Source organism: Intestinibacillus sp. NTUH-41-i26 (assembly GCF_032769475.1).
Classification (GTDB): Bacteria; Bacillota; Clostridia; order Oscillospirales; family Butyricicoccaceae; genus Agathobaculum; species Agathobaculum ammoniilyticum.
Genome location: NZ_CP136477.1, coordinates 1436457 through 1460187, shown reverse-complemented (window position 1 = coordinate 1460187; position 23731 = coordinate 1436457). Strand labels below are relative to the sequence as shown.

25 protein-coding genes and 1 pseudogene are annotated in these 23731 nt (G+C 57.8%); 16 read left to right on the top strand and 10 right to left on the bottom strand.

The genetic code is table 11. The features are described 5' to 3' along the window. Window positions 1–3: 3 nt before the first annotated feature. Complete coding sequence (locus tag RX717_RS07545) at window positions 4–729, bottom strand: hypothetical protein (RefSeq protein ID WP_054326004.1); 726 nt, start codon at window positions 727–729, stop codon at window positions 4–6. A 192-nt stretch (window positions 730–921) separates the two neighbouring features. On the opposite strand from RX717_RS07545, the gene ilvA reads away from it, so the two are divergent. Further along, window positions 922–2133 (top strand): threonine ammonia-lyase, encoded by a 1212-nt coding sequence (gene ilvA / locus RX717_RS07540; RefSeq protein ID WP_054326005.1) that lies wholly within the window; start codon window positions 922–924, stop codon window positions 2131–2133. Window positions 2134–2187: 54 nt separating this feature from the next. Here the strand turns inward: ilvA and RX717_RS07535 are convergent, their stop codons facing one another. The 5 genes from RX717_RS07535 to RX717_RS07515 form a co-directional block, all read right to left on the bottom strand. Then, window positions 2188–2514, bottom strand: a complete 327-nt coding sequence (locus RX717_RS07535) for a hypothetical protein (RefSeq protein ID WP_107630541.1) — start codon at window positions 2512–2514, stop codon at window positions 2188–2190. A gap of 50 nt (window positions 2515–2564) precedes the next feature. Further along, window positions 2565–3077, bottom strand: a complete 513-nt coding sequence (locus RX717_RS07530) for a Gx transporter family protein (RefSeq protein ID WP_107630542.1) — start codon at window positions 3075–3077, stop codon at window positions 2565–2567. An 18-nt stretch (window positions 3078–3095) separates the two neighbouring features. Next, window positions 3096–3455 (bottom strand): NusG domain II-containing protein, encoded by a 360-nt coding sequence (locus tag RX717_RS07525; protein WP_316960646.1) that lies wholly within the window; start codon window positions 3453–3455, stop codon window positions 3096–3098. 1 nt (window position 3456) lies between these two features. Further along, a complete protein-coding gene (locus RX717_RS07520) occupies window positions 3457–4500 on the bottom strand; it encodes an FAD:protein FMN transferase (protein ID WP_159068023.1) in 1044 nt (347 codons plus the stop codon). A gap of 132 nt (window positions 4501–4632) precedes the next feature. Beyond that, window positions 4633–6720 carry a glutamine synthetase III family protein gene (locus tag RX717_RS07515; protein ID WP_054326008.1) on the bottom strand — a complete coding sequence of 696 codons (2088 nt, stop codon included), beginning with the start codon at window positions 6718–6720 and terminating at the stop codon, window positions 4633–4635. A gap of 478 nt (window positions 6721–7198) precedes the next feature. On the opposite strand from RX717_RS07515, the gene dapF reads away from it, so the two are divergent. From dapF to RX717_RS16000, 4 genes are all read left to right on the top strand, one after another. Next, entirely contained in the window at window positions 7199–8044 is an 846-nt protein-coding gene (gene dapF, locus RX717_RS07510; RefSeq protein WP_316960645.1) for a diaminopimelate epimerase, read from the top strand. Then, the gene (locus RX717_RS07505; RefSeq protein WP_147573703.1) at window positions 8041–9654 is read left to right on the top strand and encodes a CTP synthase; all 1614 of its coding nucleotides are present in this window, start codon (window positions 8041–8043) and stop codon (window positions 9652–9654) included. Before dapF ends, RX717_RS07505 begins: the two co-directional genes overlap by 4 nt. After that, window positions 9644–10819 carry an LL-diaminopimelate aminotransferase gene (locus RX717_RS07500; protein WP_054326010.1) on the top strand — a complete coding sequence of 392 codons (1176 nt, stop codon included), beginning with the start codon at window positions 9644–9646 and terminating at the stop codon, window positions 10817–10819. Before RX717_RS07505 ends, RX717_RS07500 begins: the two co-directional genes overlap by 11 nt. A 345-nt stretch (window positions 10820–11164) precedes the next feature. Then, entirely contained in the window at window positions 11165–11536 is a 372-nt protein-coding gene (locus RX717_RS16000; RefSeq protein ID WP_390126339.1) for a ComF family protein, read from the top strand. Window positions 11537–11580: 44 nt separating this feature from the next. On the opposite strand, the gene RX717_RS07490 is transcribed toward RX717_RS16000, so the two are convergent. Next, window positions 11581–12468 carry a DegV family protein gene (locus RX717_RS07490; RefSeq protein ID WP_107630547.1) on the bottom strand — a complete coding sequence of 296 codons (888 nt, stop codon included), beginning with the start codon at window positions 12466–12468 and terminating at the stop codon, window positions 11581–11583. Window positions 12469–12719: 251 nt separating this feature from the next. On the opposite strand from RX717_RS07490, the pseudogene selD reads away from it, so the two are divergent. Beyond that, window positions 12720–13756: pseudogene (gene selD / locus RX717_RS07485) on the top strand (selenide, water dikinase SelD). On the opposite strand, the gene RX717_RS07480 reads toward selD, so the two are convergent. Then, window positions 13743–14894 (bottom strand): aminotransferase class V-fold PLP-dependent enzyme, encoded by a 1152-nt coding sequence (locus RX717_RS07480; RefSeq protein WP_107630548.1) that lies wholly within the window; start codon window positions 14892–14894, stop codon window positions 13743–13745. The pseudogene selD and the gene RX717_RS07480 overlap by 14 nt on opposite strands. Window positions 14895–15001: 107 nt before the next feature. On the opposite strand from RX717_RS07480, the gene yedE reads away from it, so the two are divergent. The 4 genes from yedE (at window position 15002) to yqeC (ending at window position 17255) form a co-directional block, all read left to right on the top strand. Continuing rightward, a complete protein-coding gene (yedE, locus tag RX717_RS07475) occupies window positions 15002–16096 on the top strand; it encodes a YedE family putative selenium transporter (RefSeq protein ID WP_107630549.1) in 1095 nt (364 codons plus the stop codon). Continuing rightward, window positions 16089–16301 (top strand): sulfurtransferase TusA family protein, encoded by a 213-nt coding sequence (locus RX717_RS07470; protein WP_054326015.1) that lies wholly within the window; start codon window positions 16089–16091, stop codon window positions 16299–16301. Before yedE ends, RX717_RS07470 begins: the two co-directional genes overlap by 8 nt. Further along, window positions 16298–16540 (top strand): DUF3343 domain-containing protein, encoded by a 243-nt coding sequence (locus tag RX717_RS07465; RefSeq protein ID WP_054326016.1) that lies wholly within the window; start codon window positions 16298–16300, stop codon window positions 16538–16540. The genes RX717_RS07470 and RX717_RS07465 overlap by 4 nt, the downstream gene beginning before the upstream one ends. Before the next feature lie 148 nt (window positions 16541–16688). Then, window positions 16689–17255, top strand: a complete 567-nt coding sequence (gene yqeC, locus RX717_RS07460) for a selenium cofactor biosynthesis protein YqeC (protein WP_316960644.1) — start codon at window positions 16689–16691, stop codon at window positions 17253–17255. A 35-nt stretch (window positions 17256–17290) separates the two neighbouring features. Here the strand turns inward: yqeC and yqeB are convergent, their stop codons facing one another. Further along, window positions 17291–18139, bottom strand: coding sequence for a selenium-dependent molybdenum cofactor biosynthesis protein YqeB (yqeB, locus tag RX717_RS07455; RefSeq protein WP_242977795.1), 849 nt, complete (start codon window positions 18137–18139; stop codon window positions 17291–17293). Window positions 18140–18145: 6 nt separating this feature from the next. Beyond that, window positions 18146–18535, bottom strand: coding sequence for a winged helix-turn-helix domain-containing protein (locus RX717_RS07450; protein WP_242977796.1), 390 nt, complete (start codon window positions 18533–18535; stop codon window positions 18146–18148). A gap of 217 nt (window positions 18536–18752) precedes the next feature. Between RX717_RS07450 and RX717_RS07445 the strand changes: the two genes are divergently transcribed. From RX717_RS07445 to modA, 6 genes are read left to right on the top strand one after another with little or no spacing between them, the layout of a single operon-like run. Continuing rightward, entirely contained in the window at window positions 18753–19778 is a 1026-nt protein-coding gene (locus RX717_RS07445) for a molybdopterin-binding protein (RefSeq protein WP_054326020.1), read from the top strand. Between the two features lie 35 nt (window positions 19779–19813). After that, complete coding sequence (gene moaC, locus RX717_RS07440; RefSeq protein WP_107630551.1) at window positions 19814–20302, top strand: cyclic pyranopterin monophosphate synthase MoaC; 489 nt, start codon at window positions 19814–19816, stop codon at window positions 20300–20302. Continuing rightward, a complete protein-coding gene (gene moaA / locus RX717_RS07435) occupies window positions 20280–21260 on the top strand; it encodes a GTP 3',8-cyclase MoaA (protein ID WP_316960643.1) in 981 nt (326 codons plus the stop codon). The genes moaC and moaA overlap by 23 nt, the downstream gene beginning before the upstream one ends. A gap of 3 nt (window positions 21261–21263) precedes the next feature. After that, entirely contained in the window at window positions 21264–22196 is a 933-nt protein-coding gene (locus tag RX717_RS07430; protein WP_054326023.1) for an MOSC domain-containing protein, read from the top strand. Between the two features lie 28 nt (window positions 22197–22224). Beyond that, window positions 22225–22797 (top strand): GNAT family N-acetyltransferase, encoded by a 573-nt coding sequence (locus RX717_RS07425; RefSeq protein WP_107630553.1) that lies wholly within the window; start codon window positions 22225–22227, stop codon window positions 22795–22797. A gap of 58 nt (window positions 22798–22855) precedes the next feature. Next, window positions 22856–23695, top strand: coding sequence for a molybdate ABC transporter substrate-binding protein (gene modA, locus RX717_RS07420; RefSeq protein WP_107630554.1), 840 nt, complete (start codon window positions 22856–22858; stop codon window positions 23693–23695). Window positions 23696–23731 lie beyond the last annotated feature (36 nt).

The window sequence follows — 23731 nt, the reverse complement described above, 5'->3', positions numbered from 1 at the left end:
TGCTCATTCCTCCGTCTTGATCCGCAGATTACTCAGTACATCGCGCAGGCCGGATTTGCTTTTGTCCGCTTCGCTCTTTCCAAGCGCGGCCGTAATGCGGTCGATCTCTCCCAGCACTTCCCCCGCTTTGCGCGCCATTTCCGCCGATTCCTGCTGACTGCGCGCCAAAACCGTCCGATAGTTCTCTTTCGCCGTATCGAGCTGGCGTTTGACCTGCTCGATCATCTCAAGCGACTGGCGGCGCAGCTTTTGCAGCTCGCTTTTGGCATCCTCCTCGATCTGCTTCGCCCGCCGGTAAGCCGAAAGCTCCATCTCTGCGATTTTCTCCTTGGAGGCATCGTACTCCCCGCATTTCTGCGCCAGCTTGGTATTTTCCGCAGTCAGGCGGTCATTTTCCGCCGCAAGCGATTCCGCCCGCGCGTTCTGTGCTTCGATTTCGGTCGTCTGCAGGGTAAAGCCCTTTTCGATCTCATCGAGCTTCGCTCTGATTTTATCGGTATCCAGCGTCATCTGCCCTAGCCGTTCCAGCAGCTCCGCGTTTTTCTCCGTCAGCTTTTCATTTTGCCCGCGCAACTCCCCCATCGCGGCCTGCGCCTCCGCCAGCTGCCGGCGAAGCTCCTCGGTTTCCGAAAAGTACCTGGTATCTGTTTCCTCTATGTATCGCAGCACGTCTTCCCGCTTAAACCCACCGAAAACGACGCCGCGGAACCCCTTGCTCTGCTCATCCATGACATTATCCTCCACTATACGATCTTCTTTAAGTATAGCAAAGCCGGACCTTTCTGGCAATAAAAAGATCATCCCCCCTCGTTCTTCCCCATTTTATCGGGCAAAACAGACGCGCATCCTCGGATTTCCGCTTGCAATCCCGAAGCAAAAGTGCTATGATAAGTTCATCACGCTAAATCGGAGAAAGATATTATGTTAGAGCTGAAAGATTTCGAAGCGGCGGCCGACCGCCTGAAGAATGTGATCCATAACATCCCGCTGTCCACTTCCGGCACCTTTTCTGCCATGAGCGGCGCGGAAGTCTATCTGAAGTACGAGAACCAGCAGAAAACCGGTTCATTCAAGGTGCGCGGCGCATACAACAAGATTATGAAGCGCTACGCCGAGGGCGACCTCCATGCGGTCGTCGCCTCGTCCGCAGGCAATCACGCGCAGGGCGTCGCGTTCGCAGCCAGTTCGGTCGGCGTAAAGTCTACCATCGTCATGCCCCGTTCCACACCGATTGCAAAGGTGTCCGCGACGCAGGGCTACGGCGCTGAAGTTGTGCTTGCCGGCAATATCTATGACGAAGCCTATGCCAAGGCCTGTGAGATCTGCGAGGAAACCGGAGCCGAGTTCATCCATCCGTTTGACGACGAGGATGTTATGGCCGGTCAGGGTACGATCGCACTCGAGATTCTGCGCGATCTTCCGTTCGTCGATATCATTTTTGTCCCTGCGGGCGGCGGCGGGCTGATCTCCGGTATCGCGGCCTGCGCCAAGCAGATCAATCCGCGCATCCAGATTGTCGGTGTACAAGCAGAGGGCGCGCCGGCCATCGCCAATTCTTTCCGCGCGGGTACGCTCCAGCCATCGGATACGGTCCGGACCATCGCGGACGGTATCGCGGTCAAGTGTCCCGGTGAAAACACGTTCCGGTATATTCAGCAATATGTCGACCGTGTTGTCACGGTCTCCGATGAGGAGATTGCTTCCACCGTACTCCTGCTGCTTGAACGCTGCAAGCAGGTCGTGGAAACCTCCGGCGCGGCGCCCCTGGCGGCCGTACTCAACAACAAGGTGGATGTCAAGGGCAAAAAGGTCGTCTGCGTGCTTTCCGGCGGCAATATTGATGTGTCTTTCATCCATAAGATCGTGGAAAAGGGGCTTGTCACTCGCTGCCGCCAGTTGAAATTCTCGGTGCTGATGCCAGACGTACCCGGCGCGCTCGAACGTTTTGCACATCTGGTGGCCGAGCAGAACGCCAACATCATTCTGTTCCAGCATGACCGAGTGCAGGCTGATCTGGATATCGGCGAAGCGATCATCCAAGTCGTCTGCGAGGTCGGCGGCGTTGAGCACGCCAAGCGTCTGCTTGACGACTTGAGCAGGCAGGGCTATCAGGTTTTCACCTCACAGATTTAAAGGAGAAATAAATAAAGCTGCAGACATTGAGTCTGCAGCTTTATTTATTTGCGATTACGGATTGGGGGAGGTCGTTACGCCGGTCCCATTATCCACAGCCGCGCCGTTGTTGTTATTGTTATCGTTTCCGGTCAGTGCATCGCCGACATCCTCGGCGCCGTCTTTGATGGCGTTGCCCGCGTCGTCCACGCCATCGACTATGTCGTCTCCGACTCTATCCGCATCATTTCCAATGCTGTTATCCATCGTGTCGTTTTGATCATTCTGGCTGTCCGTAACCGTATTATCCGCATCGTCTTTATTTTGGTCGTCGGACGTATTGGAGCAGCCGCAGCCAATCAGCATTGTCATCATGGCCAGTAACGCAACAAGCTTTTTCATTGCATTTCCTCCTTTATATTTGCTCATAGTATAGGAGGATGCAAAAAAATTTATACATGAAACTCGATTTTTTTCATATGCGCAAGCACAACGGAACAAGTCAGGCCGGTCACAAGCCCAAGCGGGACGCTCATCACCAGCAGGAAAGGCAGATACGCCGCAACTGCCGCTGTCTGCATCCAGAATATTGCCGCAAGCACCTGCCCGATATTATGTGCCGCCGCCCCGGCCACACTGACACCCAGCAGAGAGCAGAACCGCCCTTCCAGCCGCAGCAGCAGGTACATGGCAACCAAGGAAAGCAGCCCCCCAAGCAGGGAAAACAGAAACGCGGTCACGCTCCCCATCAGTACCGAGGAAATCGTCACGCGGCATACCAAAATAAAAAACGCGTCCCGCACCGAAAGTCTTGTCAGCGCAAACAGGGTCACCACGTTTGCAAGGCCGAGCTTGACGCCGGGTACCGGCACGACCGCATCCAGTGGAAACAGCCGCTCGGCCAGCGACAGTACGATCGCGAGCGCGGTCAGCAGGCCGCAGAACGATACCTTTTTCGCTTTCATCCTTCCGCACACTCCCCTCTAACTTACGATCGCGTCAATATCGCTCTGCCCGCCTGTGATTTTCAGCACAACGCGGTTCGGGAGACAGACCGCCACCTGGCCGGCACGCGTTAATGTTCCGGTCCTGACGCAGACCTGGTCGCGGCAATCCGCATACTGCATTTTTGCCGTTTTGCCAAGCAATACCACTGTATTATGTCCATCAAGCTCGATCGTCCGGTCGGTCTGTTCCTCCAGTGCGACCCGCTCCACCAGACTGCCGTCTTTCCAGACCTCCGCATAAAGCCGGTCGCCCACCGCCTGCATTGCCAGCACAGCGGCCAGCGCGGCCGCCACCAGCAGCACCGCGCCGATAATCACGGCGTCTCCCCACTTCATTCTACTGCGCATAGGTATACCCTTTTTCCTCACCTAAAAACGAAAAGGTACAGAGCTCGCCGACCTGCTGCGTCGTGTAAACCTGCCGGTCCGCTGTGATGAAAACAGCGGCGATCTGATTTTCGGCGCAAAACATCATTCCCTCCTCAAGCCCCATGACAAACAGCGCGGTCGTCAGCGCATCCGCACGGGTAGAGCTTTCGTCGATCACGGTCACGCTGCGCAGGCCGCTTTCCGCCGGATAACCAGTAGCGGGGTCAAAAATATGGTGGTACCGTTTCCCATCCTGCTCAAAATAGCGCTCATAGTCGCCCGAGGTGACAACCGACAGGTCTTTTACCGCGACCGTTGCCAAATAATCCGCGCTGTTATCCGGATCTGCAATACCGACAACCCAGTTCCCTCCGTCGCGGTCGGGATTCTCGCCGAACGCCCCAACATTGCCGCCGAGACGGGCCAGCACGCTCCATGTCCCCGAACGGTCCCGTTGTTCCCAAGCCGCCTGAACCTCGTCCGTTGCAAACCCTTTGCCAATGCCGCCAAGGTCAAGCTGCGCACCGTTCAGCAGGCGCACCCGTCCGTCTCCTAGAAGCTCGATATTCTCATAGCCTACGCCGGACAGCGCCTGCTCGATCTCATTCTGGGACGGTACCCTGGCGTCCTCCGTATTGATACCCCACAGATCGGTCAGCGCAGCCATCGTTGGGTCAAACGCGCCGCCGGTCAGCTTCGCGTACTCCACCGCATCAGCGATTGCCGCATAGGTATCCTCAGCCACCGTGCAGACCGCCCCCTCCGCGTGGTTCAAACGGTAAAGGTCGCTGTCCTCTCTTGTGCGGGAAAGCGCCGGTTCCAGTACGTTTACACGCTGTTCCAACTCCGTTGCCAGTTCCTGCGCCGCTTCGGAATCCTCCGCGCCTTCCCCGCATACCGCTATGGACATAAACGTGTCCATGGCAAAAAAATCTGTGCTGCAGACGTTTCCGCTGCCGGAGCACCCTGACAGGCACAAAAGCGCCGCAAGCAGCGCAGCTATCCGTTTCATCGCAATACCATTCTCCCGCATGCAAAATATGTATCATTATAATACAATCATGAAAAAAACACAAGCGCGCCGCTCTCCAAAGTAAAACAGTACGCACCGCCGGCCGGCAATGCGTACTGTTTTGTTGTAACTTTAGACGTAAAACAGGATATCGGAATACGTCGGGAACGGCCAGTATTTCTTGCCAACCAGCAACTCCAGATCGTCCGCAGGCTGACGCACTGCGTTCATGATCGGGATGACCATATCATGATAGTAATTCGACAGGCGCTTGGCATCGGCCTGCGGCGCCTGTGCAATGGCGTCGCTCAATTCGCCGCATTTTCTGTACAACTCCTCTGTCAACCCACAGACCTTGCGCAGCAGGTCAACCTCCATCGTATTGGATACGCCGACCTCTTTTTTGTTCCTTGCCGTTTGCGCCAACTCATTCTGGAACGTTGTGCAGGCGGGGAGTATCTCTTCCCGCGCCATATCGGCCATTGTCAGCGCTTCGATATGCAGCGTCTTATAATATTCCTCCAGCAGCGCCTCTTCGCGGGATTCCATCTCGATGCGGGTATAAACGCCATGCGTTGCAAACAGGCGGATGTTTTTCTCATCCGTGTAGTGCGGCAGCGCCTCGGCAGTCGACTTCAGGTTGAGCAGGCCGCGCTTTTCCGCTTCTGTAATCCAAGCGTCGTCATAGCCGTTGCCGTTGAAAATAATTCGCTTGTGAGCCTTGATCTCGCGCTTAATCAGCTCATGTAGCGCGCTCTCAAAGTCGGCGGCGCTTTCAAGCTCATCCGCAAACAGGCGCAGCTCCTCCGCGACCGCAGTATTAATCATGATATTGGGGCAGGCAATGTTGATCGCCGAGCCCAGCATGCGGAATTCAAACTTGTTTCCGGTAAAGGCGAACGGGGAGGTGCGGTTGCGGTCGGTTGTATCCTTCGGAATGTCCGGCAGCGCGGATACGCCGAGATCCATCTTGGTCTTGGTCATATCCGTATAGTCCGCATCCGACTCAATCGCATCCAGGATTGCCTGCAGTTCGTCGCCAATGAACATGGAAACGATGGCGGGAGGCGCTTCGTTCGCGCCCAAGCGGTGGTCGTTGCCCGCGGACGCAACCGAGATGCGCAGCAGGTCCTGATATTCGTCCACAGCCTTGATAACCGCAGTCAGGAACAGCAGGAACTGCGCGTTTTCGCTCGGCGTCCTGCCGGGCTCGAGCAGGTTTTCGCCCGTATCCGTGGAAAGCGACCAGTTGTTGTGCTTGCCCGAGCCGTTGACGCCCTCGAACGGTTTTTCATGCAGCAGGCAGATAAAATTATGCTTCTGCGCGACCCGCTTCATGACCTCCATGGTGAGTTGGTTATGGTCGGTCGCAATATTGGCTGTGGTAAACACCGGCGCCATCTCGTGCTGGCAGGGCGCGACCTCGTTATGCTTGGTCTTGGAAAAGATGCCGAGCTTCCACAGTTCTTCGTCCAGTTCCTGCATGAACGCCGCCACACGCGGGCGGATGGAGCCGAAGTAGTGGTCCTCCATCTCCTGTCCCTTCGGCGGCTTTGCCCCGAACAGCGTGCGGCCGGTGAAAATCAGGTCCTTGCGCTTGGCGTAGTCCCGTTTATCGATCAAAAAGTATTCCTGCTCCGGCCCGACCGTCGTTGTGACGTGGCGGACCTCCTTGCCGAACAGCTTCAGCACGCGGCAGGCCTGTGCGCTGATCGCTTCCATCGAGCGCAGCAGCGGCGTCTTTTTATCGAGTATCTCACCCGTATACGAACAGAACGCAGTCGGGATATACAGCGAGCCATCCTTGACAAAGGCGTAGCTCGTCGGATCCCAGGCCGTGTAGCCACGCGCCTCGAAGGTCGCGCGCAGGCCGCCAGAGGGGAACGAAGACGCGTCCGGCTCGCCCTTGATCAGTTCCTTGCCGGAAAACTCCATCATCACGCCGCCGTCGTCCGTCGGAGAGATAAAGGAATCATGCTTTTCGGCCGAAATGCCGTTGAGCGGCTGGAACCAGTGGGTATAGTGCGTTGCGCCCTTGGAGAGCGCCCAGTCTTTCATCGCTGTCGCCACAACGGCGGCAACGTCCGCATCGATCGCAGTCCCTTCCCGCATGGTCTTTTTGAGCTTGCGGTAAACATCCTTCGGAAGACGCTCCTTCATCACGGTCTCGTTAAAGACCATGCTGCCAAAAAGCTCGGGGACGTTCCTTGCCGTGTTCATACACATATCGCTCCTTACTACTCTGATATAGATTTTTCGTGATAACAATAAATAATCAGCCTGTTATTTGCTGCCCATATAACCATATAAAACAAGCGCTGCGGGGATGGTTTCCCACAGCGCGTTCTGCTGTTTACAAAAGAATTATAATCCGCATGCTTCCGGCTTGTCAAGGCCTCCTCCTCGTCTTTTTCCTCTTTGTTTAATCTGTACAGGTATCTTACGCGCGGGCGGTCCGTATTTTTCAGAATCCGCAAAGCGCCCGCTTCTTCCCTTTCCGTCGCATTGTCCGATTTCTTCATTTTTTGTATGATACCACCCAAAACCAGCCTTCGGGATACGACAAAATTTTTCCGGTTTTTTTCAATTGGGTAGAGAAATCGGAAAGGAATTATGCTATACTAAATTACATATGGGTTGCGGTGCGTGAAACGCGTATGCACGCCTCGAAAAATGATCTTCAAGGAGGGGAAACCGCGTGAAGCTGTCTTTTACCAAAATGCACGGCTGCGGCAATCATTATATTTATTTCAACTGCTTCGACCAGGCTGTACCCGATCCGGAGGCGCTTTCCATCCGGCTGAGCGAGCCGCATTTCGGCATCGGTGGCGATGGTATCATCCTGATATCTCCATCCGACCGGGCAGACGCGCAGATGCGGATTTTCAACGCGGACGGTTCGGAGGGCCGGATGTGCGGAAACGGCATCCGCTGCGTCGGCAAATACCTGTATGACAACGGCATGGTAAACGGACGGACAGCGGTCACGGTCGATACGCTTTCCGGTGTCAAAAGGCTCAAACTCGACGTTCGGGACGGCAGGGTTCAGTCTGTCCGCGTGGATATGGGCGCCGCCATTCTCCTGCCGCGCGATATACCGGCCGATTTCGAAGGCGATTCCGTCGTCGGCGCGCCGCTTGTGGTGGATGAAAGGGTTTATCACGTCACCTGTGTCTCCATGGGCAATCCGCACTGCGTAATCTTCCTGTCCGAGGATATCGATAGTCTCGACCTCGCGCGGATCGGACCCAAATTCGAGCATCACCCGCTCTTCCCTGCGCGCATCAACACGGAATTTGTCAATATCCAATCCGATGGCAGCCTGAAAATGCGCGTGTGGGAGCGCGGCTCGGGCGAAACTTGGGCCTGCGGCACCGGCGCGTGCGCCGTGGGCGTCGCGGCCTGCCTTACAGGGCGCGCGGAAAAAGGCAGCGATATCACCGTCCGCCTGCGCGGCGGTGATCTGAACATTCAATATACCGACGAAACCGTGTTCATGACGGGCGCGGCAACCACAATTTTTGAGGGGGAAATCGAGATATGACAAAGTACATCTTCGTAACCGGCGGCGTTGTTTCTGGTCTGGGCAAGGGCATCACGGCCGCGTCGCTGGGACGCCTGCTGAAAAGCCGCGGCCTCAAGGTGGCCGCGCAGAAGCTCGACCCCTACATCAACGTCGACCCGGGTACGATGAGCCCGTTCCAGCATGGCGAGGTCTATGTAACGGACGATGGTGCGGAAACCGATCTCGACCTCGGCCACTATGAACGCTTTATCGACGAGGACTTGAACAAATTCTCCAACCTGACCACCGGCAAGGTCTACTGGAACGTGCTCAACAAGGAGCGCGCCGGGGAATACCTGGGCGAAACCGTGCAGGTCATCCCCCATATTACCAATGAGATCAAGTCTTTCATTTATTCGGTCGGCAAGAAGACCTCGGCCGACGTTGTCATTACCGAGATCGGAGGTACAACCGGCGATATCGAATCCCAGCCGTTCCTTGAGGCGATCCGCCAAGTCGCGACCGAGGTCGGCCGCCGCAACTGCCTGTTTATCCATGTAACGCTCGTCCCCTACATCTCCGGCTCGAACGAGCCGAAAAGCAAGCCCACCCAGCATTCGGTCAAGGAGCTGCGCGGCCTCGGCATTTCCCCGGATATTATCGTAGCGCGCGTCGATCAGCCTATGGATGACGACATCAAAAGGAAGATCTCCATGTTCTGCACCGTGCCGGAGGACTGCGTAATTGAAAACCGTACGCTTCCCGTACTGTATCAGGCGCCCATGATGCTGGAGGAAAGCCACCTGTCCGATATCGTCTGCCGCGAGCTGGCCATCGGCGCGCCCAAGGGCGACATGAGCGAGTGGGTCGCCATGCTCGAGCGCATCGCAGCGCGCAAGGCGCATGTCCGGATCGCGCTGGTCGGCAAATACGTTAAGCTGCACGACGCATACCTGTCCGTTGCGGAAGCCCTGCAGCACGGTGGCTATGAAAATGAATGCTTTGTCGATATTGAATGGGTGGATTCGGAGGAGATCAACGACTCGACCGTGGACAAGCTGCTCGGCGAGGTCGACGGCGTCATCCTCCCCGGCGGCTTCGGCCCGCGCGGCATTGAGGGCATGATCTGCGCCGCCAATTATGCGCGCACACAGGGCATCCCCTATTTCGGCATCTGTCTGGGCATGCAGATTGCGGTCATGAGCTATGCGCGCAACGTGCTGGGCTTTGAAGACGCTAATTCGAGCGAGTTTGATCCGGATTCCACGCATCCGGTCATCGACCTGATGGAAAGTCAGCAGGGCGTTTCCAAAAAAGGCGGTACGATGCGTCTGGGCGCTTATCCATGTAAAATTCGTCCGGACACCATCATGTCTGCGGCCTATGGCACGGAAATGATTTCCGAGCGCCACCGCCACCGTTATGAATTCAATAATAATTTCCGTGAGCAGATCGAAAAACAGGGTATGCTGATTACAGGCACCTCGCCCACCGGCGAGCTGGTTGAAACAGTCGAGATCCCAAACCATCCGTTCTATATCGGCGTACAGTTCCACCCCGAATTCAAGTCCCGCCCCAACCGCGCGCATCCGCTGTTCAAGGCGTTTGTTGCAGCATCGCTGGAAAGGAGCAAAAAACATGCAGATTAATCAAAATTTTGACAATATCGCGCAGAGCTATCTGTTTTCCACCGTAGCCAAAAAGCAGCGCGAATTTCAGGCCGCCCATCCGGAAGCGGATGTGATCAAGCTGTCCATCGGAGATGTAACCCGTCCCCTGGTTCCTGCTGTGATCGACGCGCTGCACGCGGCGGTCGAGGATCAGGCCCGGCAGGAAACCTTCCACGGCTATGGCGACGAGCAGGGCTACAGCTTTCTGCACGAAGCGCTGGCCGGCTATTACCGGACGCATGGCGTTTCGCTTGATACCGATGAAATCTTTATTTCGGACGGCGCAAAAAGTGATCTCGGCAATATCCTCGACCTGTTCAGCGCAGATAATACCGTCCTGGTTCCCGATCCGGTCTATCCCGTCTATGTCGATACCAATGTCATGGCCGGCCGCAAGGTGATTTTTGCGGACGCCAACGCGGGAAACGGCTTCCTCCCGCTGCCGGATGCCGGCACAGCGTGTGATATCATCTATATCTGCTCCCCGAACAACCCGACCGGCGCCGCATATGACCGTGCCGGACTTCAGGCATGGGTGGAGTACGCCAACGCGCAGCATGCTGTTATCCTATATGATGCGGCTTACGAATGCTTTATCGAAGACACCGGTCTCCCCCGCTCCATTTATGAGATCGAGGGTGCCAAAACCTGTGCGGTCGAGTTCTGTTCGTTCTCCAAAATGGCCGGCTTCACCGGAACGCGCTGTGGCTGGACGATCGTCCCTAAGGCTTTGGCTGATGGAAAACTCAACAAAATGTGGCTGCGCCGCCAGACCACAAAATTCAACGGCGTACCCTATATCGTACAGAAAGGTGCGGCGGCCTGCTTTACCGAAGCGGGCATGCAGCAGATTCGGGAAACGCTCGGCTATTATAAGCAGAATGCCAAAGTGCTCAGCGAAACGCTCGATTCGCTCGGCATCTGGTACACGGGCGGTAAAAACAGCCCATATCTCTGGCTGAAATGCCCGAATAGCATGGATAGCTGGACGTTCTTTGACTACCTGCTGGAACACGCCCATGTGGTCGGCACGCCCGGCGCCGGCTTTGGCAAGAACGGCGACGGTTTCTTCCGCCTGACCGCGTTCGGCGACCAGCAGCGAACGGTTGAGGCGGCAGAGCGCCTGAAAAAGCTGCTTGGATAAGATAAAAAGGGCTGTCTCTTCGGAGTCAGTCCTTTATCCTTTGATCGGAGGGGTGTTATGGGTCTTATTTTTACAAAAACCTGTGTACTTTGCTGCAAAACCTTGGATGCTGACGCTGGGAAAGCCGCCATGCTTTGTCCTGCCTGCGCAAAGGCCGTGCGGGAGCAGTACCGATGCACCGAGCGGTTCCAGATCGACGGAGCCGATGATGCCGCCGCACCGCTTCTTTACACCGGTGCGGTCGCGGACGCGGTCAAGCGTTTCAAATTCAAGCACCGCCAGCACTATGCAGACTGGTTCGCCGCGCAGACCCTGCCGGTCTTAGCGGAGCGACTGGACACCTGGATGCCTGATCTTGTCACATTTATCCCCATCGGTGTGCTCCACTGGTACCAGCGCGGCTATAACCAGGCGGAGCTGCTCGCGCAGCGGATCGCCGCCCCGTTTTCGCTTTCCTGTGCCGCCACGCTGTGGAAGCGGCCGTTTACCCCCAAGCAGTCTGGCCGAAAGGACGCGGCGGCGCGGGAGAAGAACGCGAAACGCGCTCTGTGGATACGCGCCGGCATCGACCTTTCCGGTAAATCCGTTGTCCTTGTAGACGATATTATCACAACCGGTTCGACGGCTGCCGCGGCGGTCAAGCTGCTGCGCGAAATGGGCGCGACGCATGTTTATGTGCTTGCCCCTACCAGAACGCCGTCCGGCCGCAGAGATTAAAAAAGCAGGGAGATGGTGCTACCATCCTCCCTGCTTTTTCCATTTCAGTCGTCCCGCTCATCTCCCCAGAAAAACAGCGCAACCGTCCCTGGGCCGGTATGCGCACCGATTACTGTGCCGATACTGTTTATGGAGACCCTGCCGTTCAGATGCGGGAATCGCGCCTCTACCATATCCGCTACCGCGCGCGCATCTTCCATGCATGCGGACTGCGAAATAAAGCATTTTCCGCTGTAATCCAGTCCATTTTCCGCATGCTGCTCCATCATTTTAACAATTTCGGAAACGACCGCTTTTTTGCCCCGTATTTTCTTCTGGGGAACCAGACGGCCCTCAAAATCCACGTTGAGCAGCGGACAAATCCCCAGCAGCGTGCCAAAGGTTGCTGCAGCGGGTGAAATTCGGCCACCGCGCTTAAAGCTGGTCAGGTCGGTCGCAAAAAACCAGTGGTGGAGCCGGAGCTTGTTCTGTTCCACCCATGTGTGCAATTCATCAAGCGACATACCCGCGTCGCGCTTATCGCAGGCCGCATCCACCAGCAGCCCATAGCCGGAGGATGCCGCCAGCGTATCCACCACATAAATCTTCCGTTCCGGATATTTCTCCCGCATTTCTTCGGCCGCAATACAGGCGGACGCGCAGGAGCCTGACAGTCCGCTAGAAAATGACAGATGCAGGATTTCTTTCCCCTCCTGCAGCAGCGGTTCGAACAGCCGCTTGTATTCCTCCACATTTACCTGCGCCGTGGTGGGCTGCGCCCCCGCGGCTATTTTTGCAAAATACTCCTCATAGGGTATGGTTTTGCCGAGATCGTCCAGGTAATCTTCCCCCTCCAACTGAAAATGAAAGCTGGCGAAGGGTACCTGCCTCATCCGAAAGAATTCGGCGGGCAGATCTGCTGTCGAACAGCAGGTAAGCGCATATGAAACCATAAAACATTCCTCATCATTCCATCATTTGTTTCCAGTATACCATGAAACCGCTTTTCTGAAAAGGCATATACCGTAAAACGTCGATGCCTTGAAAGGCGGCAGAAAACCCGTTTCGGGAACGGTCCAGACATTTCTTTTTCTTGACCTTTTTCCCCATCCATGTTATCTTTTGATTAGGATAACGCACGCAGGCACCGCGATTGAAGCACGCTTTCAATCGCTTTTTTTCTGCAAAGCAAGGAGCTGCCGCTATGGAAGAAAATATTAAATGGACCAAACTTACTCGTTGCGCAGGCTGCGGCGCCAAGGTCGGCGCCGGTATTTTGGCACAGTTGCTCGACGGCATAGAGGTCCACCGCGATCCTGATCTGCTGGTGGGCTTTGACAAAAGCGATGACGCCTCGGTTTACCGGCTGTCGGACGAGCTTGCGCTGGTGCAGACCGTGGACTTTTTTCCACCCATTGCGGACGATCCGTTTCTGTTTGGCCAGATTGCGGCCGCCAACGCCCTGTCTGACATTTACGCCATGGGCGGCGAACCAAAGCTCGCGCTTAACCTGCTCTGTATACCGGAGAAGATGCCCCAGAGCGCGGTCCATGCGCTTCTCAGGGGCGGCTATGGCAAGGTATATGAAGCCGGCGCGCTCATCACCGGCGGACACAGTATTTTGGATGAGGAGCCAAAATACGGCCTGTCCGTCACTGGCTTTGTCCATCCCGAGCGGCTGCTGACAAACGCAGGGGCAAGGCCGGGGATATTATGTTTCTGACCAAGCCCCTCGGAACCGGCGTCCTCACTACCGCCGCCAAAGCGGAGCTTTGTCCCCCTGCCGCGCTCGCGCAGGCCTATCGCCTGATGGCAACCCTGAACAAAGCCGCGCGCGATATCATGGTGCGGTATCGCGTCCATGCCTGCACGGATGTAACCGGCTTCGGCCTTCTCGGCCATGCGGTTGAAATGGCGCAGGCAAGCGGGGTTGCGCTGACGCTTGACGCAAAAGGGTTCGACCTGCTGCCCGAAGCCCTCGCGCTGGCGCGCACCGGCATCCTGCCGGAAGGGATGTATCGCAACCGCACCTTTGCCCAGCCCTTTGTCGATGCGGGACAGACCGAGCTGGCTGTACAGGACCTGCTGTATGACCCGCAGACCTCCGGCGGGCTGCTGATCGCCGTCGATCCGGCGGACGCGGACGCGCTTTGGGACGAGTTGCGGCCATCCGTACCCAGCGCGCAGCGTATCGGCAAAGCGGCCGACTATACCGGAGGCGCAAGAATCATCCTGCGCTGACCGCGGCAATGGCTTCCAGCGCACGCCCGACCTCTTCTTCGGTCGTGAACCAACCGAAAGACAGCCGCACGCTTCCTCTTGGGAACGTGCCAAGCGTTTTATGAGCGGACGGCGCACAGTGCAAACCGCAGCGTGTCAAAATTCCATATTCGCACTCCAGCCGGTACGCCGCTTCCGCATTATCTTTTCCAGGGAAATCCAGGCTGAATACCCCCACCCGCCCCGCGGCGGTTCGGGGGCCGTACAGCACGACGCCCGGCACTCCCTGCAAGCCGTCCAGGAACTGTTCGGCCAGCACCCTGTCATGTGCGGCGACCGTCTCCACCGTAACGCCCTGCAGGTATTCCAGCGCCGCTTCCCAGCCGTAAATCCCTGGCACATTCGGTGTTCCCGACTCAAACCGGTCGGGCATATAACTTGGCTGTTCCTCGCTGTCTGACGCGCTTCCCGTCCCACCGGAAACAAATGGCTCCAGAGCCGCCGCGAAATCCGGCCGCAGAATCAGCGCCCCGATGCCCTGCGGCCCCATCAGGCCCTTATGCCCGGGAACGGATAGCGCCGCAAGCCCCAGCCTGCCGAAATCAATCGGCAGGTGTCCGGCCGTCTGCGCGGCATCCAGCGCAAACGGAACACCATGCACAGCGCAGACCTGTCCCGCCCTTTCGGCGTCCTGCACCGTGCCGGAAACGTTGGAGGCGTGGCAAAGCAGCACCAGCCTCGTATCCGGCCGCAGCATCCGCTCCAGCGCCCGCAAGTCAAGGCATCCCTCCGCGTCGCACGGCACGCGCTCAAACCGCACGCCGTGCTGCGACATCTGCTGTAGCGGACGCATGACCGCGTTGTGCTCCATCGCGGAAACCAGACAGTGATCGCCCGGGCGCAGCGCGCCGTGCAGCAGCATATTCAGCCCCCAAGTATTGCCGGGCGTCAGCACCACATGCGCAGGGTCGGGAAAAGAGAACAGCGCACCCAGCCTTTGCCGCAGGCGCAGCGCGACCATACCCGCCTCCTGCGCGGCGCCATAGGACGACCGGTTGACCGTCGCGCCCACGGTTTCCACATATTCCTGCATCCGTTTCCCTACCGCCGGCGGTTTGGGGAACGACGTCGCGGCATGATCCAGATATATGGTTCTCATCGGCATCCCTCCATTGCCCTCTCTGTACAGGGCTCTGTTTTGACCAGTGTAGCACAGCCTGCAGCAAAAGTAAAATTTCGACCTCATTTTATTAAAGGAGATTCCCTATGAGCAAACACCACCGTCTCATCCTTCTGGCCGGTTTTATCACCGGCCTCGCTGCGCTGGGGCTTACCGCAGCAGGCAATCCCGCCAATATGGGCTTCTGCATCGCCTGCTTCCTGCGTGATATCGCGGGCGGGCTTGGTATGCACAGCGCCGCAAAGGTCCAATACATACGCCCGGAAATAATCGGGCTCGTACTGGGCGCGCTCCTGTCCGCCACGGCCGGCCGTGAATTCGAGGCGCGCGCCGGTTCCGCGCCCGCGCTGCGCTTTGTACTGGGTATGATTGTCATGGTCGGAGCGCTCGCTTTCCTCGGCTGCCCGCTCCGCATGGTGCTTCGGCTGGCCGGGGGCGACCTTACCGCCGTTTCCGGCTTTGCCGGCTTCACGCTCGGCATCGGCATCGGTGTGTTGTGCCTGAAAAAAGGATTTTCCCTGGGCCGCGCCTATAAAGTAAAGCGGTCTAACGGCTTCGTCCTGCCCTGTTTTATGGCCGCCCTTCTTGTCCTTCTGCTTGCCGTACCTTCTGTGCTGCGCTTCTCCGAGGAAGGGCCGGGCGCGAGCCATGCCTACTGGCTGGTTTCCCTCGCCGGCGGGCTGATCGTCGGCGGGCTGGCGCAGAAAAGCCGGCTGTGTATGGCAGGCGGCATCCGCGACATATTCCTGTTCCGCGACTTCCATTTAGTGAGCGGCTTTGCGGCGATCTTCGCCACCGTGCTGATCGGCAACCTGCTGCTGGGCGGATTCCATCCCACGCTTGCCGTGCAGCCGATTGCCCATCATGATTATCTGTGGAACCTGCTCGGGATGGCAGCGGTCGGCTGGGGCGCCGTTCTTCTGGGCGGATGCCCGCTCCGCCAGCTCATTTTGGCCGGAGAAGGCAACGGGGACAGCGCGGTTACCGTATTCGGCATGCTGACCGGCGCGGCGCTCTCCCACAATTTCGGCATGGCCGGCAACGCGGACGCCATGACGGGCGGCACCTTTGTCGCTGGAGGTGTGGGAACGCCCGGACAGATCGGGATACTGATCGGCCTGATCCTGCTGTTTATCATATCCGTCGTGAATCTGCACAAGGAGGAAAAAAACAATGGTTGATGCAAGAGGATATTCCTGCCCCATGCCGGTGGTCATGGTGCAGAAGGAAGTCAGCCGGAGCGCGCCCGACCAACTTGAGGTGCTGGTGGACGACCGCTGCGCGGTCGAAAATATTTCCCGCTTTGCCGGTCACAGCGGTTATGCGGTAGAGATTCGCGAGGTTGCGGATGATGAATTCTCTCTTCTGCTGACTAAACTGCCATGAATCGATATATTGCGACGTTCTACACCCACCTGAGCGCTCTTTTAAGCTTCCAAGCCCTGCAAAACGCGGATATTCCCGTCCGGATGCTGCCAGTCCCGCGCACGCTCAGTTCGTCCTGCGGCACCTGCGTCCAGTTTTCCGCCGAAACTGACTGCCGCGCGCTGCTGGATACGGATACCGAGGCAATTTACCTTGCGGGAACCACTGGTTATATTCTGCTTTGGCGCAGCGAAACCTGAAAGGAGTGACACCCATGTCACCTTTCGTAATTGCCGCCGTAGGGGCCGGCGGGAAAACGACCGCCCTGCTTCATCTGGCACGCGCCCTCTCCCACCGTGCTGTCCTGCTGACCACCACGACCCATATGTTTCCAGTCCGTCCGCCGCTGTGCCGCAGCCTGCAGCTCGATCCCCCCCCATCCAGCTGCAGGAACAGCTTCGCCGGACCGGAGTTACCTGTGCGGGTACGCGTTCTACAGACGGGAAAATGGGGGCGCTTCCCGCTGCCTTGCTGCAGCAATCCATCCGCGCTTCCGATATTACGCTTTGCGAAGCGGACGGCGCGCACGGCTTACCGCTCAAGCTGCACCGTCCGGATGAACCGGTACTCCCGCCGCAAACCAGCCTTTGCCTGATTGTTGCCGGCCTGTCCGCGCTTGGGCGACCGGTCGGGGCAGCGGTACACCGTTACCAGCTCCACCCCGTCTGGGCGCAGGCTCCCAGCCAGCGGATCGGTCCGCAGACCATGATATCCTGCATTCGGGAAACCGTCGCCGCGGTCGGACTTCCCCCTGACAAGCTGCGCGTCTTCCTAAATCAGTCGGATCTTACCGGTGTTCGGCCGCAGGCGAAGGAAATTTTGCAGGCGCTTTCCTCTGACGGCCTGGACTGCCGCATGGGAAGTCTACACGACACCCCTGCCCACTTCATCGACTGGCTGCTTCCCTTGACCTAAAAAACGGGCTGATACCAGCCCGTTTTTGTCGTTGCTTACAGTAACTCGATCCCCTTTTCTCCGGATAGCTCGAGAAGCGCTTCCACCACACCGCCGCCGATTGCACGCGCCTTATCCGATATGGTATCGCAATAGGCCGCCTGTTCCGGCCGTGGGTCGATATCCGCGATCTTCAGCCCCGCCGATACCGGATAGCCCTCCCGAATCAGGCCGCGCAGAACGCCGTTTATCGTCGCGGAAACCGGCGTTTCTCCAATACGGGCGATGGTCTGCCCCGCGCGGACAATCGCGCCGATATCCACTGCCGCACCAGTTTCATCCTTAACAAAGCGCATCCGCCCTGCCGCCGGCGCGTGAATGACCCGTTCCACCGTATAACCCGCAATCGCCCCCGGCACACCCGTATCTGGTATTGCCGCACCCTGCCGAATCACACGCCCCAGATGGTGTCCCCGCATGGTTTCCACCACTGCGTCCACATCCTCGCCCGCAGTAAAGCCTGGGCCAATGCCAATCGTGATTTGAGCCAAGCTCCGGTCGGTACCCAAATTGTGTTTGGCCAAAATGGCATCCACCACTGCGGCAGGCCGCAGCACCCCGATGCAAGCCGCGCGTTCATCCACCAGCAGCGGCACTTCGCCCGTGCGGGATACCGCTGCCGCCTGCGCCACACCAGAAACGCAGCGGCAGCGCACGCCCTCCACCTTGGATGTCCCCCGCCAAACAGCCTCGCACAGCGCCGCCTTGCGCCGAATCGCGGAAGGATCCGCACATTCAGTCGTGATCACCCTGAAGCCGCAGCGGTACAGGCGAACGATCACTCCGGTTGCCAGATCTCCTGCTCCCCGCACCAGCACCCACGGCCGCACTTCACGCTTTAACATTCCAGTTCACTCCTGCCCCAACAGATCCGTAAAATATTCCTGCGCCATCTGGTCGAGCATCTCATGTGCCTGTCTGTCGAACGCACGGTACCGCGCCAGAAGCGCGCGTCCTTTTTCAGTCAGCGACGCGCCGCCGCCCCCCGCTCCGCCGATGCGGCGCTCCAACAGCGCAAAGCCAAGCTGCTCCTCGCAAGCATGTACCACGCTCCATGCCTTGTTGTAGCTCATCTCCATGCGTGCGGCGCTGCGCCGCAGGGATCCCAGTTCCGCGACGCCCTCGAGCAACTGCGCCGCGCCCGGCCCGAAAAGCTTTCCCTCCCGCACAAGGCGCAGGCTTGCTTTCACCCGAATCCGCTCCGCCATTAGGTTTTCCTCCATCCGCCAATATGCCATCATTATAGCATGTCCCCTGTTCAAACGCAACGGCCCACCCGTTTTGCATACCTTTCGTTATATATTAATTAATATAACGAAAGGTGCGACAAAAACGCCCTGCGCTTTTCTATTCCTTATTTGTTGCCGAAATAGATTGCAGTATGGTATAATCGTGTTATACAAATGCCGCTGGACGCTTTTGTGAGCAGTCCGCAGCTTACCGCAGGAGGCTTTCCCTATGAAATTGATACGCACGCAGGACGCGGTCGGGCAGGTGCTCTGCCATGATATCACCCAGATTATCCCTGGCATCACAAAGGACGCGGTGTTCCGCAAGGGTCATATCATCCGCGAGGAGGATATCCCTATCCTCCTCAGCGTCGGCAAGGAGCATATCTATATTTGGGAAAATAACGAAACCATGCTGCACGAAAACGATGCAGCGGATATCCTGCGTGCAATCTGTCAAAACGCGCATATGCGCGCCACCCCTCCTAAAGAGGGGAAAATCGAGCTGATCGCTGAAGCCGACGGCCTGCTGCTGGTCGATATCGAGCGCCTGCGCGCGGTCAATGCGCTGGGCGAAATGATAATCGCCACGCGCGCCTCGGGCTTTCCCGTTAAGGCGGGCGACAAGCTGTGCGGCATGCGTGTGATCCCTCTTGTGATCGAAAAAGAAAAAATGGAGCGGGCTGCACGAACAACCGGAGACGAACCGCTCCTCCGACTGCTTCCATTCCGTCCCCGTTCTTTCGGCGTGGTCACAACTGGAAACGAGGTATATCATGGCCTGATTCAGGATGCATTCACGCCGGTACTCGTGCGGAAAATGGCCGAATACGGCTGTAAAATGACCGCACATACGGTTTGCAGCGACAACGCGGGACAGATCACGGACGCAATCTGTCAGATGGCGGCCAGCGGCGTGGAGCTGATTCTCTGTACCGGCGGCATGAGCGTCGATCCGGACGACCGCACTCCGCTTGCCATACGGAATGCGGGCGCGAAAGTGATCAGCTACGGCGCACCCGTGCTGCCGGGCGCGATGTTCCTTGTTTCCTATCTGCCGGACGGGCATCCGGTCTGCGGCCTGCCGGGGTGCGTGATGTACGCAAAGCGTACCATCTTCGATCTGGTCCTGCCTCGTCTGCTGGCAGACATGCCTGTCACTGCAGACTGGCTCGCCGGTCTGGGGCATGGTGGGCTGTGCCTGAACTGCGCGGACTGCCATTTCCCGAACTGCGGCTTCGGCAAGGGCATATGACGCATCGGCTTCATCGTCGGGAACAGGAGGACGTTATGGCTTTTACCCATATTGATGCAAACGGCAATGCCGTGATGGTGGATGTAAGCGCGAAGCAGCCCTCTGTGCGCACGGCTTCCGCCTCTGGACGCATCCGCATGAGCGCGGAATGCTTTTCAGCTGTTCAAAGCGGCACATCCCAAAAAGGCAATGTGCTTGGCGTGGCACAGGTGGCGGGCATCATGGCTGCTAAACACACCGCCGACCTTATTCCGCTGTGCCACCGGCTGAACCTTACCAAATGCGAAATCGCATTTACGTTTTTGGAAGAAGAACGGAGCATCCAGGCTGTCTGCACCGTGCGTTGCGCCGGCCCGACCGGTGTGGAAATGGAAGCCCTGACCGGCGCTTCCACCGCGCTGCTCACCATTTACGATATGTGTAAGGCGATCGACAAGCGCATGGTGATCTCGGACATCCATCTGCTGAAAAAGCAGGGCGGCAAGAGCGGAGATTTCCGCTTTGCGGACAACAGCCATGCGTGACGCGCTCGGCCGCGAGATTAACTACCTGCGCTTATCCATTACCGACCGGTGCAACCTGCGCTGCCGCTACTGTATGCCAGCCGGAGGCATCCCGCTTTCCGCGCACAGCGCTCTGCTTCGGTATGAGGAGCTGCTGCGCGTCGCACGTGCGGCGGCGGCGCTGGGCATTGACCGGTTCAAGGTCACAGGCGGCGAACCGCTTGTCCGCCGGGGCTGTACGGATTTTATCCGCGCGCTGAAGGCAGTTTCCGGCGTGCGTCAGGTAACGCTGACCACCAACGGCCTCCTGCTCCCGCCTTTGCTGGACGAGCTGTGCCAAGCCGGTCTCGACAGCGTCAACATCAGCTTGGACACCCTCGATAACGCGCAGTATCAACGCATCACCCGCCGCATGCACACAGCAGACGACGTGCTCGCCGCCGTACGCCAATGCGCGGGGCGGCTCCCTACCCGCATAAACGCTGTGCTTCTGCCGGAAACAGCAGATCAACTCATCTCACTCGCGCGGCTGGCGGAGCAGCTCCCTGTAGACGTGCGTTTTATCGAACATATGCCGATTGGCGGCAGGAAAGCGCTTTCCGCCGCGTCTTCTTCCGTTCTTGACCGCCTGCGCACAGTCTGGCCGACGCTTGCGCCTTTTGGGGAGCGGCGCGGCAACGGACCTGCACGCTATTATTCCGCGCCCGCTCTTCAGGGCTACATCGGACTCATCCAAGCGGTCAGCCATTCGTTTTGCGCAGACTGCAACCGCGTGCGCCTGACCAGTACGGGCATATTGAAGCCCTGCCTTTGCTATCCGCAAGGTACGGACCTGAAGCCGCTCCTGCGCGGCGGCGCGGCGGAAAACGCGTTGAGTACGGCCATCGAACAGGCAGTTTGGGCAAAACCTGCCGCCCATTGTTTTACCCGAACGCAGTACCCCGCCGAGCAAAGAAGCATGAACCAGATCGGAGGATAGTCAATGGGAAAGATAATCGCCGTATGTACGAGCGAAACGCGCGGCGTACAAAAGCAAAGCCGAAAGGAAGCTCTGCTGGAAAAGGATTGGGGTATCCGCGGTGACGCACACGCCGGACACTGGCACCGGCAGGTCAGTCTGCTTTCCGCAGAGGAGGTTGCTGCTTTTAACGCAAAAGGCGCGGATGTGCGCTCCGGCGCGTTTGGGGAAAATCTCGTGGTGGAGGGCATCGACTTCCGCAGCCTGCCGGTCGGCACATTGCTGCGCTGCGGGGATGTGCTACTTGAGCTGACACAAATCGGCAAGGAATGCCATCACCACTGTGCGATTTACGAAAAAATGGGGGATTGCATTATGCCGCGTGAAGGTGTGTTCGCCCGCGTGCTCGCAGGCGGGCAAATCTCCGCAGGCGATGAAATGACAGTCGAGCCGCGCACCGCGCCCTTACCATATCAGGCGGCGGTCGTCACCCTGTCCGACCGCTGCGCTTCAGGCGAGCGAGAGGATAAAAGCGGTCCTTTGGTCGCCGCACGGCTGGCCGCGGCCGGATTCGTGGTTGTCGAGCAGCTTGTCCGGCCGGACGAACGCGAACTGCTTGAGCGCAGCCTTATCCGCCTGTGCGACCAGCGGCAGCTCGACCTGATTCTGACCACGGGCGGCACAGGCTTTGCCCCGCGCGATATCACACCTGAGGCGACACGCGCTGTCGCGGAACGCGACGCGCCCGGCATCGCGGAAGCGATCCGCGCCGCGAGCATGCGCATCACGCCGCGCGCCATGCTCAGCCGCGCGGCGGCGGTCATCCGCGGCAAGACGCTGATTATTAATCTGCCCGGCAGCCCCAGGGCGTGTATGGAGGGCATGGACGTATTTCTGGACCAGCTCCCCCATGCGCTTGACCTCCTGCGTGGCATGCCGCAGGACTGTGGGCGCTGAGTTCTCTACATCAAAAAAGGAGGCTTTGATGCATACCATACCTCTTGAAACAGACCGGCTAATCCTGCGCAAATTTGAAGACAAAGATATGCAGCCTCTGCATCTTCTTTTGATGGATGAAACGGTAAACACGTTCTTACCCTGGTTCCCCGTCAAAAGTCTGGAGGATACCAGGACATTTTACGAAACGCATTTTGCAGGCAAGGCATATCATTTCGCAATTTGTCTACAAAGTGATAACATTCCGATCGGCTATGTAAAAGCAGATACGGACGACAGCCATGATTTCGGCTATGCGCTCCGCCGTGAGTTCTGGCACAGAGGGATCGCGACCGAGGCAGGCAAGACGCTTGTCGCGTATCTGCGAAAGGACGGTGTTCCTTACATCACGGCAACGCACGATAAAAACAACCCCAGAAGCGGAAAAGTGATGCGACAGATCGGCATGCGATATTGCTATTCTTACGAGGAGCAGTGGCAGCCTAAAAATATTCGGGTCGTATTCAGAATGTATCAATTGAATTTTGACGGACAGGACGACCGCGTATACCGGAAATACTGGAACCTTTATGATGCGCACTATGTTGAAAAGCATCTGTAATCTTGTCCGTATGCTATATTCCACCAAGAAATCCATGAAAAAGAAAAGAGAATCCCCTATGGAAAAACACATTGTATGGTTGCTCACGGCAGCAACGGCGCTCAGCCTGACTGCCTGCGACGGCACGGAAGCCGCATCCGGCGACGTCGCAGCAGGGCAGGAAACTGAACTGGTCGTTTTCGCAGCGGCCAGCCTTACCGAAACCCTGGACCAGATCGCCGAGGACTACAAAACCGTCGCTCCGGACGTGACGCTGACCTTTAACTTTGACTCCTCCGGTACACTCAAGACCCAGATCGAGGAAGGCGCGATGTGCGACCTGTTTATTTCCGCCGGCCAAAAGCAGATGGATCAGTTGGATGCGACGGCTGACCCATCGGTCAACACCGACGGGCTGGATTTCTTGCTGGCGGGCAGCCGTGTCGACCTGTTGGAAAACAAGGTGACGCTCGCCGTGCCGGAAAATAACCCCAAGGGCATCGACAGCTTTGACATGCTGGCCGCGCATCTGGAAGCGGGGGATATCCTGCTCGCCATGGGCAACAGCGATGTGCCGGTCGGTCAATATACGCAAAAAATCCTTGCCTACTATGGCCTGGATGAATCAGCGCTCACCAATGCACAGTGTATCACCTACGGCAGCAACGTCAAAGAGGTCACCACTCAGGTCAGAGAGGGCAGCGTGGATGCGGGCGTTATTTACTGCACGGACGCTTACAGCGCGGGCCTGACCGTTGTCGATGAGGCGACACCCGAAATGTGCGGACAGGTCATTTATCCGGCGGCCGTGCTGCAAACCTCCGCGCATCAGGATGCGGCGCGGTCTTTTCTGGACTACCTTGCCGCAGACGAGGCCATGTCAGTGTTCGAAGCGGTGGGATTCTCTAAAGTCGCCTAACGGCGCAGGCTGGGTTCGGACAGAGAAAGGGATCCA

Bases quoted from the DNA above. Each gene is read 5' to 3' on its own strand.
- RX717_RS07545 (WP_054326004.1), bottom strand. From the start codon at position 729: ATGGATGAGCAGAGCAAGGGGTTCCGCGGCGTCGTTTTCGGTGGGTTT.
- ilvA (WP_054326005.1), top strand. From the start codon at position 922: ATGTTAGAGCTGAAAGATTTCGAAGCGGCGGCCGACCGCCTGAAGAAT.
- RX717_RS07535 (WP_107630541.1), bottom strand. From the start codon at position 2,514: ATGAAAAAGCTTGTTGCGTTACTGGCCATGATGACAATGCTGATTGGC.
- RX717_RS07530 (WP_107630542.1), bottom strand. From the start codon at position 3,077: ATGAAAGCGAAAAAGGTATCGTTCTGCGGCCTGCTGACCGCGCTCGCG.
- RX717_RS07525 (WP_316960646.1), bottom strand. From the start codon at position 3,455: ATGAAGTGGGGAGACGCCGTGATTATCGGCGCGGTGCTGCTGGTGGCG.
- RX717_RS07520 (WP_159068023.1), bottom strand. From the start codon at position 4,500: ATGAAACGGATAGCTGCGCTGCTTGCGGCGCTTTTGTGCCTGTCAGGG.
- RX717_RS07515 (WP_054326008.1), bottom strand. From the start codon at position 6,720: ATGAACACGGCAAGGAACGTCCCCGAGCTTTTTGGCAGCATGGTCTTT.
- RX717_RS07505 (WP_147573703.1), top strand. From the start codon at position 8,041: ATGACAAAGTACATCTTCGTAACCGGCGGCGTTGTTTCTGGTCTGGGC.
- RX717_RS07500 (WP_054326010.1), top strand. From the start codon at position 9,644: ATGCAGATTAATCAAAATTTTGACAATATCGCGCAGAGCTATCTGTTT.
- RX717_RS16000 (WP_390126339.1), top strand. From the start codon at position 11,165: ATGCCTGATCTTGTCACATTTATCCCCATCGGTGTGCTCCACTGGTAC.
- RX717_RS07490 (WP_107630547.1), bottom strand. From the start codon at position 12,468: ATGGTTTCATATGCGCTTACCTGCTGTTCGACAGCAGATCTGCCCGCC.
- RX717_RS07480 (WP_107630548.1), bottom strand. From the start codon at position 14,894: ATGAGAACCATATATCTGGATCATGCCGCGACGTCGTTCCCCAAACCG.
- yedE (WP_107630549.1), top strand. From the start codon at position 15,002: ATGAGCAAACACCACCGTCTCATCCTTCTGGCCGGTTTTATCACCGGC.
- RX717_RS07470 (WP_054326015.1), top strand. From the start codon at position 16,089: ATGGTTGATGCAAGAGGATATTCCTGCCCCATGCCGGTGGTCATGGTG.
- RX717_RS07465 (WP_054326016.1), top strand. From the start codon at position 16,298: ATGAATCGATATATTGCGACGTTCTACACCCACCTGAGCGCTCTTTTA.
- yqeB (WP_242977795.1), bottom strand. From the start codon at position 18,139: ATGTTAAAGCGTGAAGTGCGGCCGTGGGTGCTGGTGCGGGGAGCAGGA.
- RX717_RS07450 (WP_242977796.1), bottom strand. From the start codon at position 18,535: ATGATGGCATATTGGCGGATGGAGGAAAACCTAATGGCGGAGCGGATT.
- RX717_RS07445 (WP_054326020.1), top strand. From the start codon at position 18,753: ATGAAATTGATACGCACGCAGGACGCGGTCGGGCAGGTGCTCTGCCAT.
- moaC (WP_107630551.1), top strand. From the start codon at position 19,814: ATGGCTTTTACCCATATTGATGCAAACGGCAATGCCGTGATGGTGGAT.
- RX717_RS07430 (WP_054326023.1), top strand. From the start codon at position 21,264: ATGGGAAAGATAATCGCCGTATGTACGAGCGAAACGCGCGGCGTACAA.
- RX717_RS07425 (WP_107630553.1), top strand. From the start codon at position 22,225: ATGCATACCATACCTCTTGAAACAGACCGGCTAATCCTGCGCAAATTT.
- modA (WP_107630554.1), top strand. From the start codon at position 22,856: ATGGAAAAACACATTGTATGGTTGCTCACGGCAGCAACGGCGCTCAGC.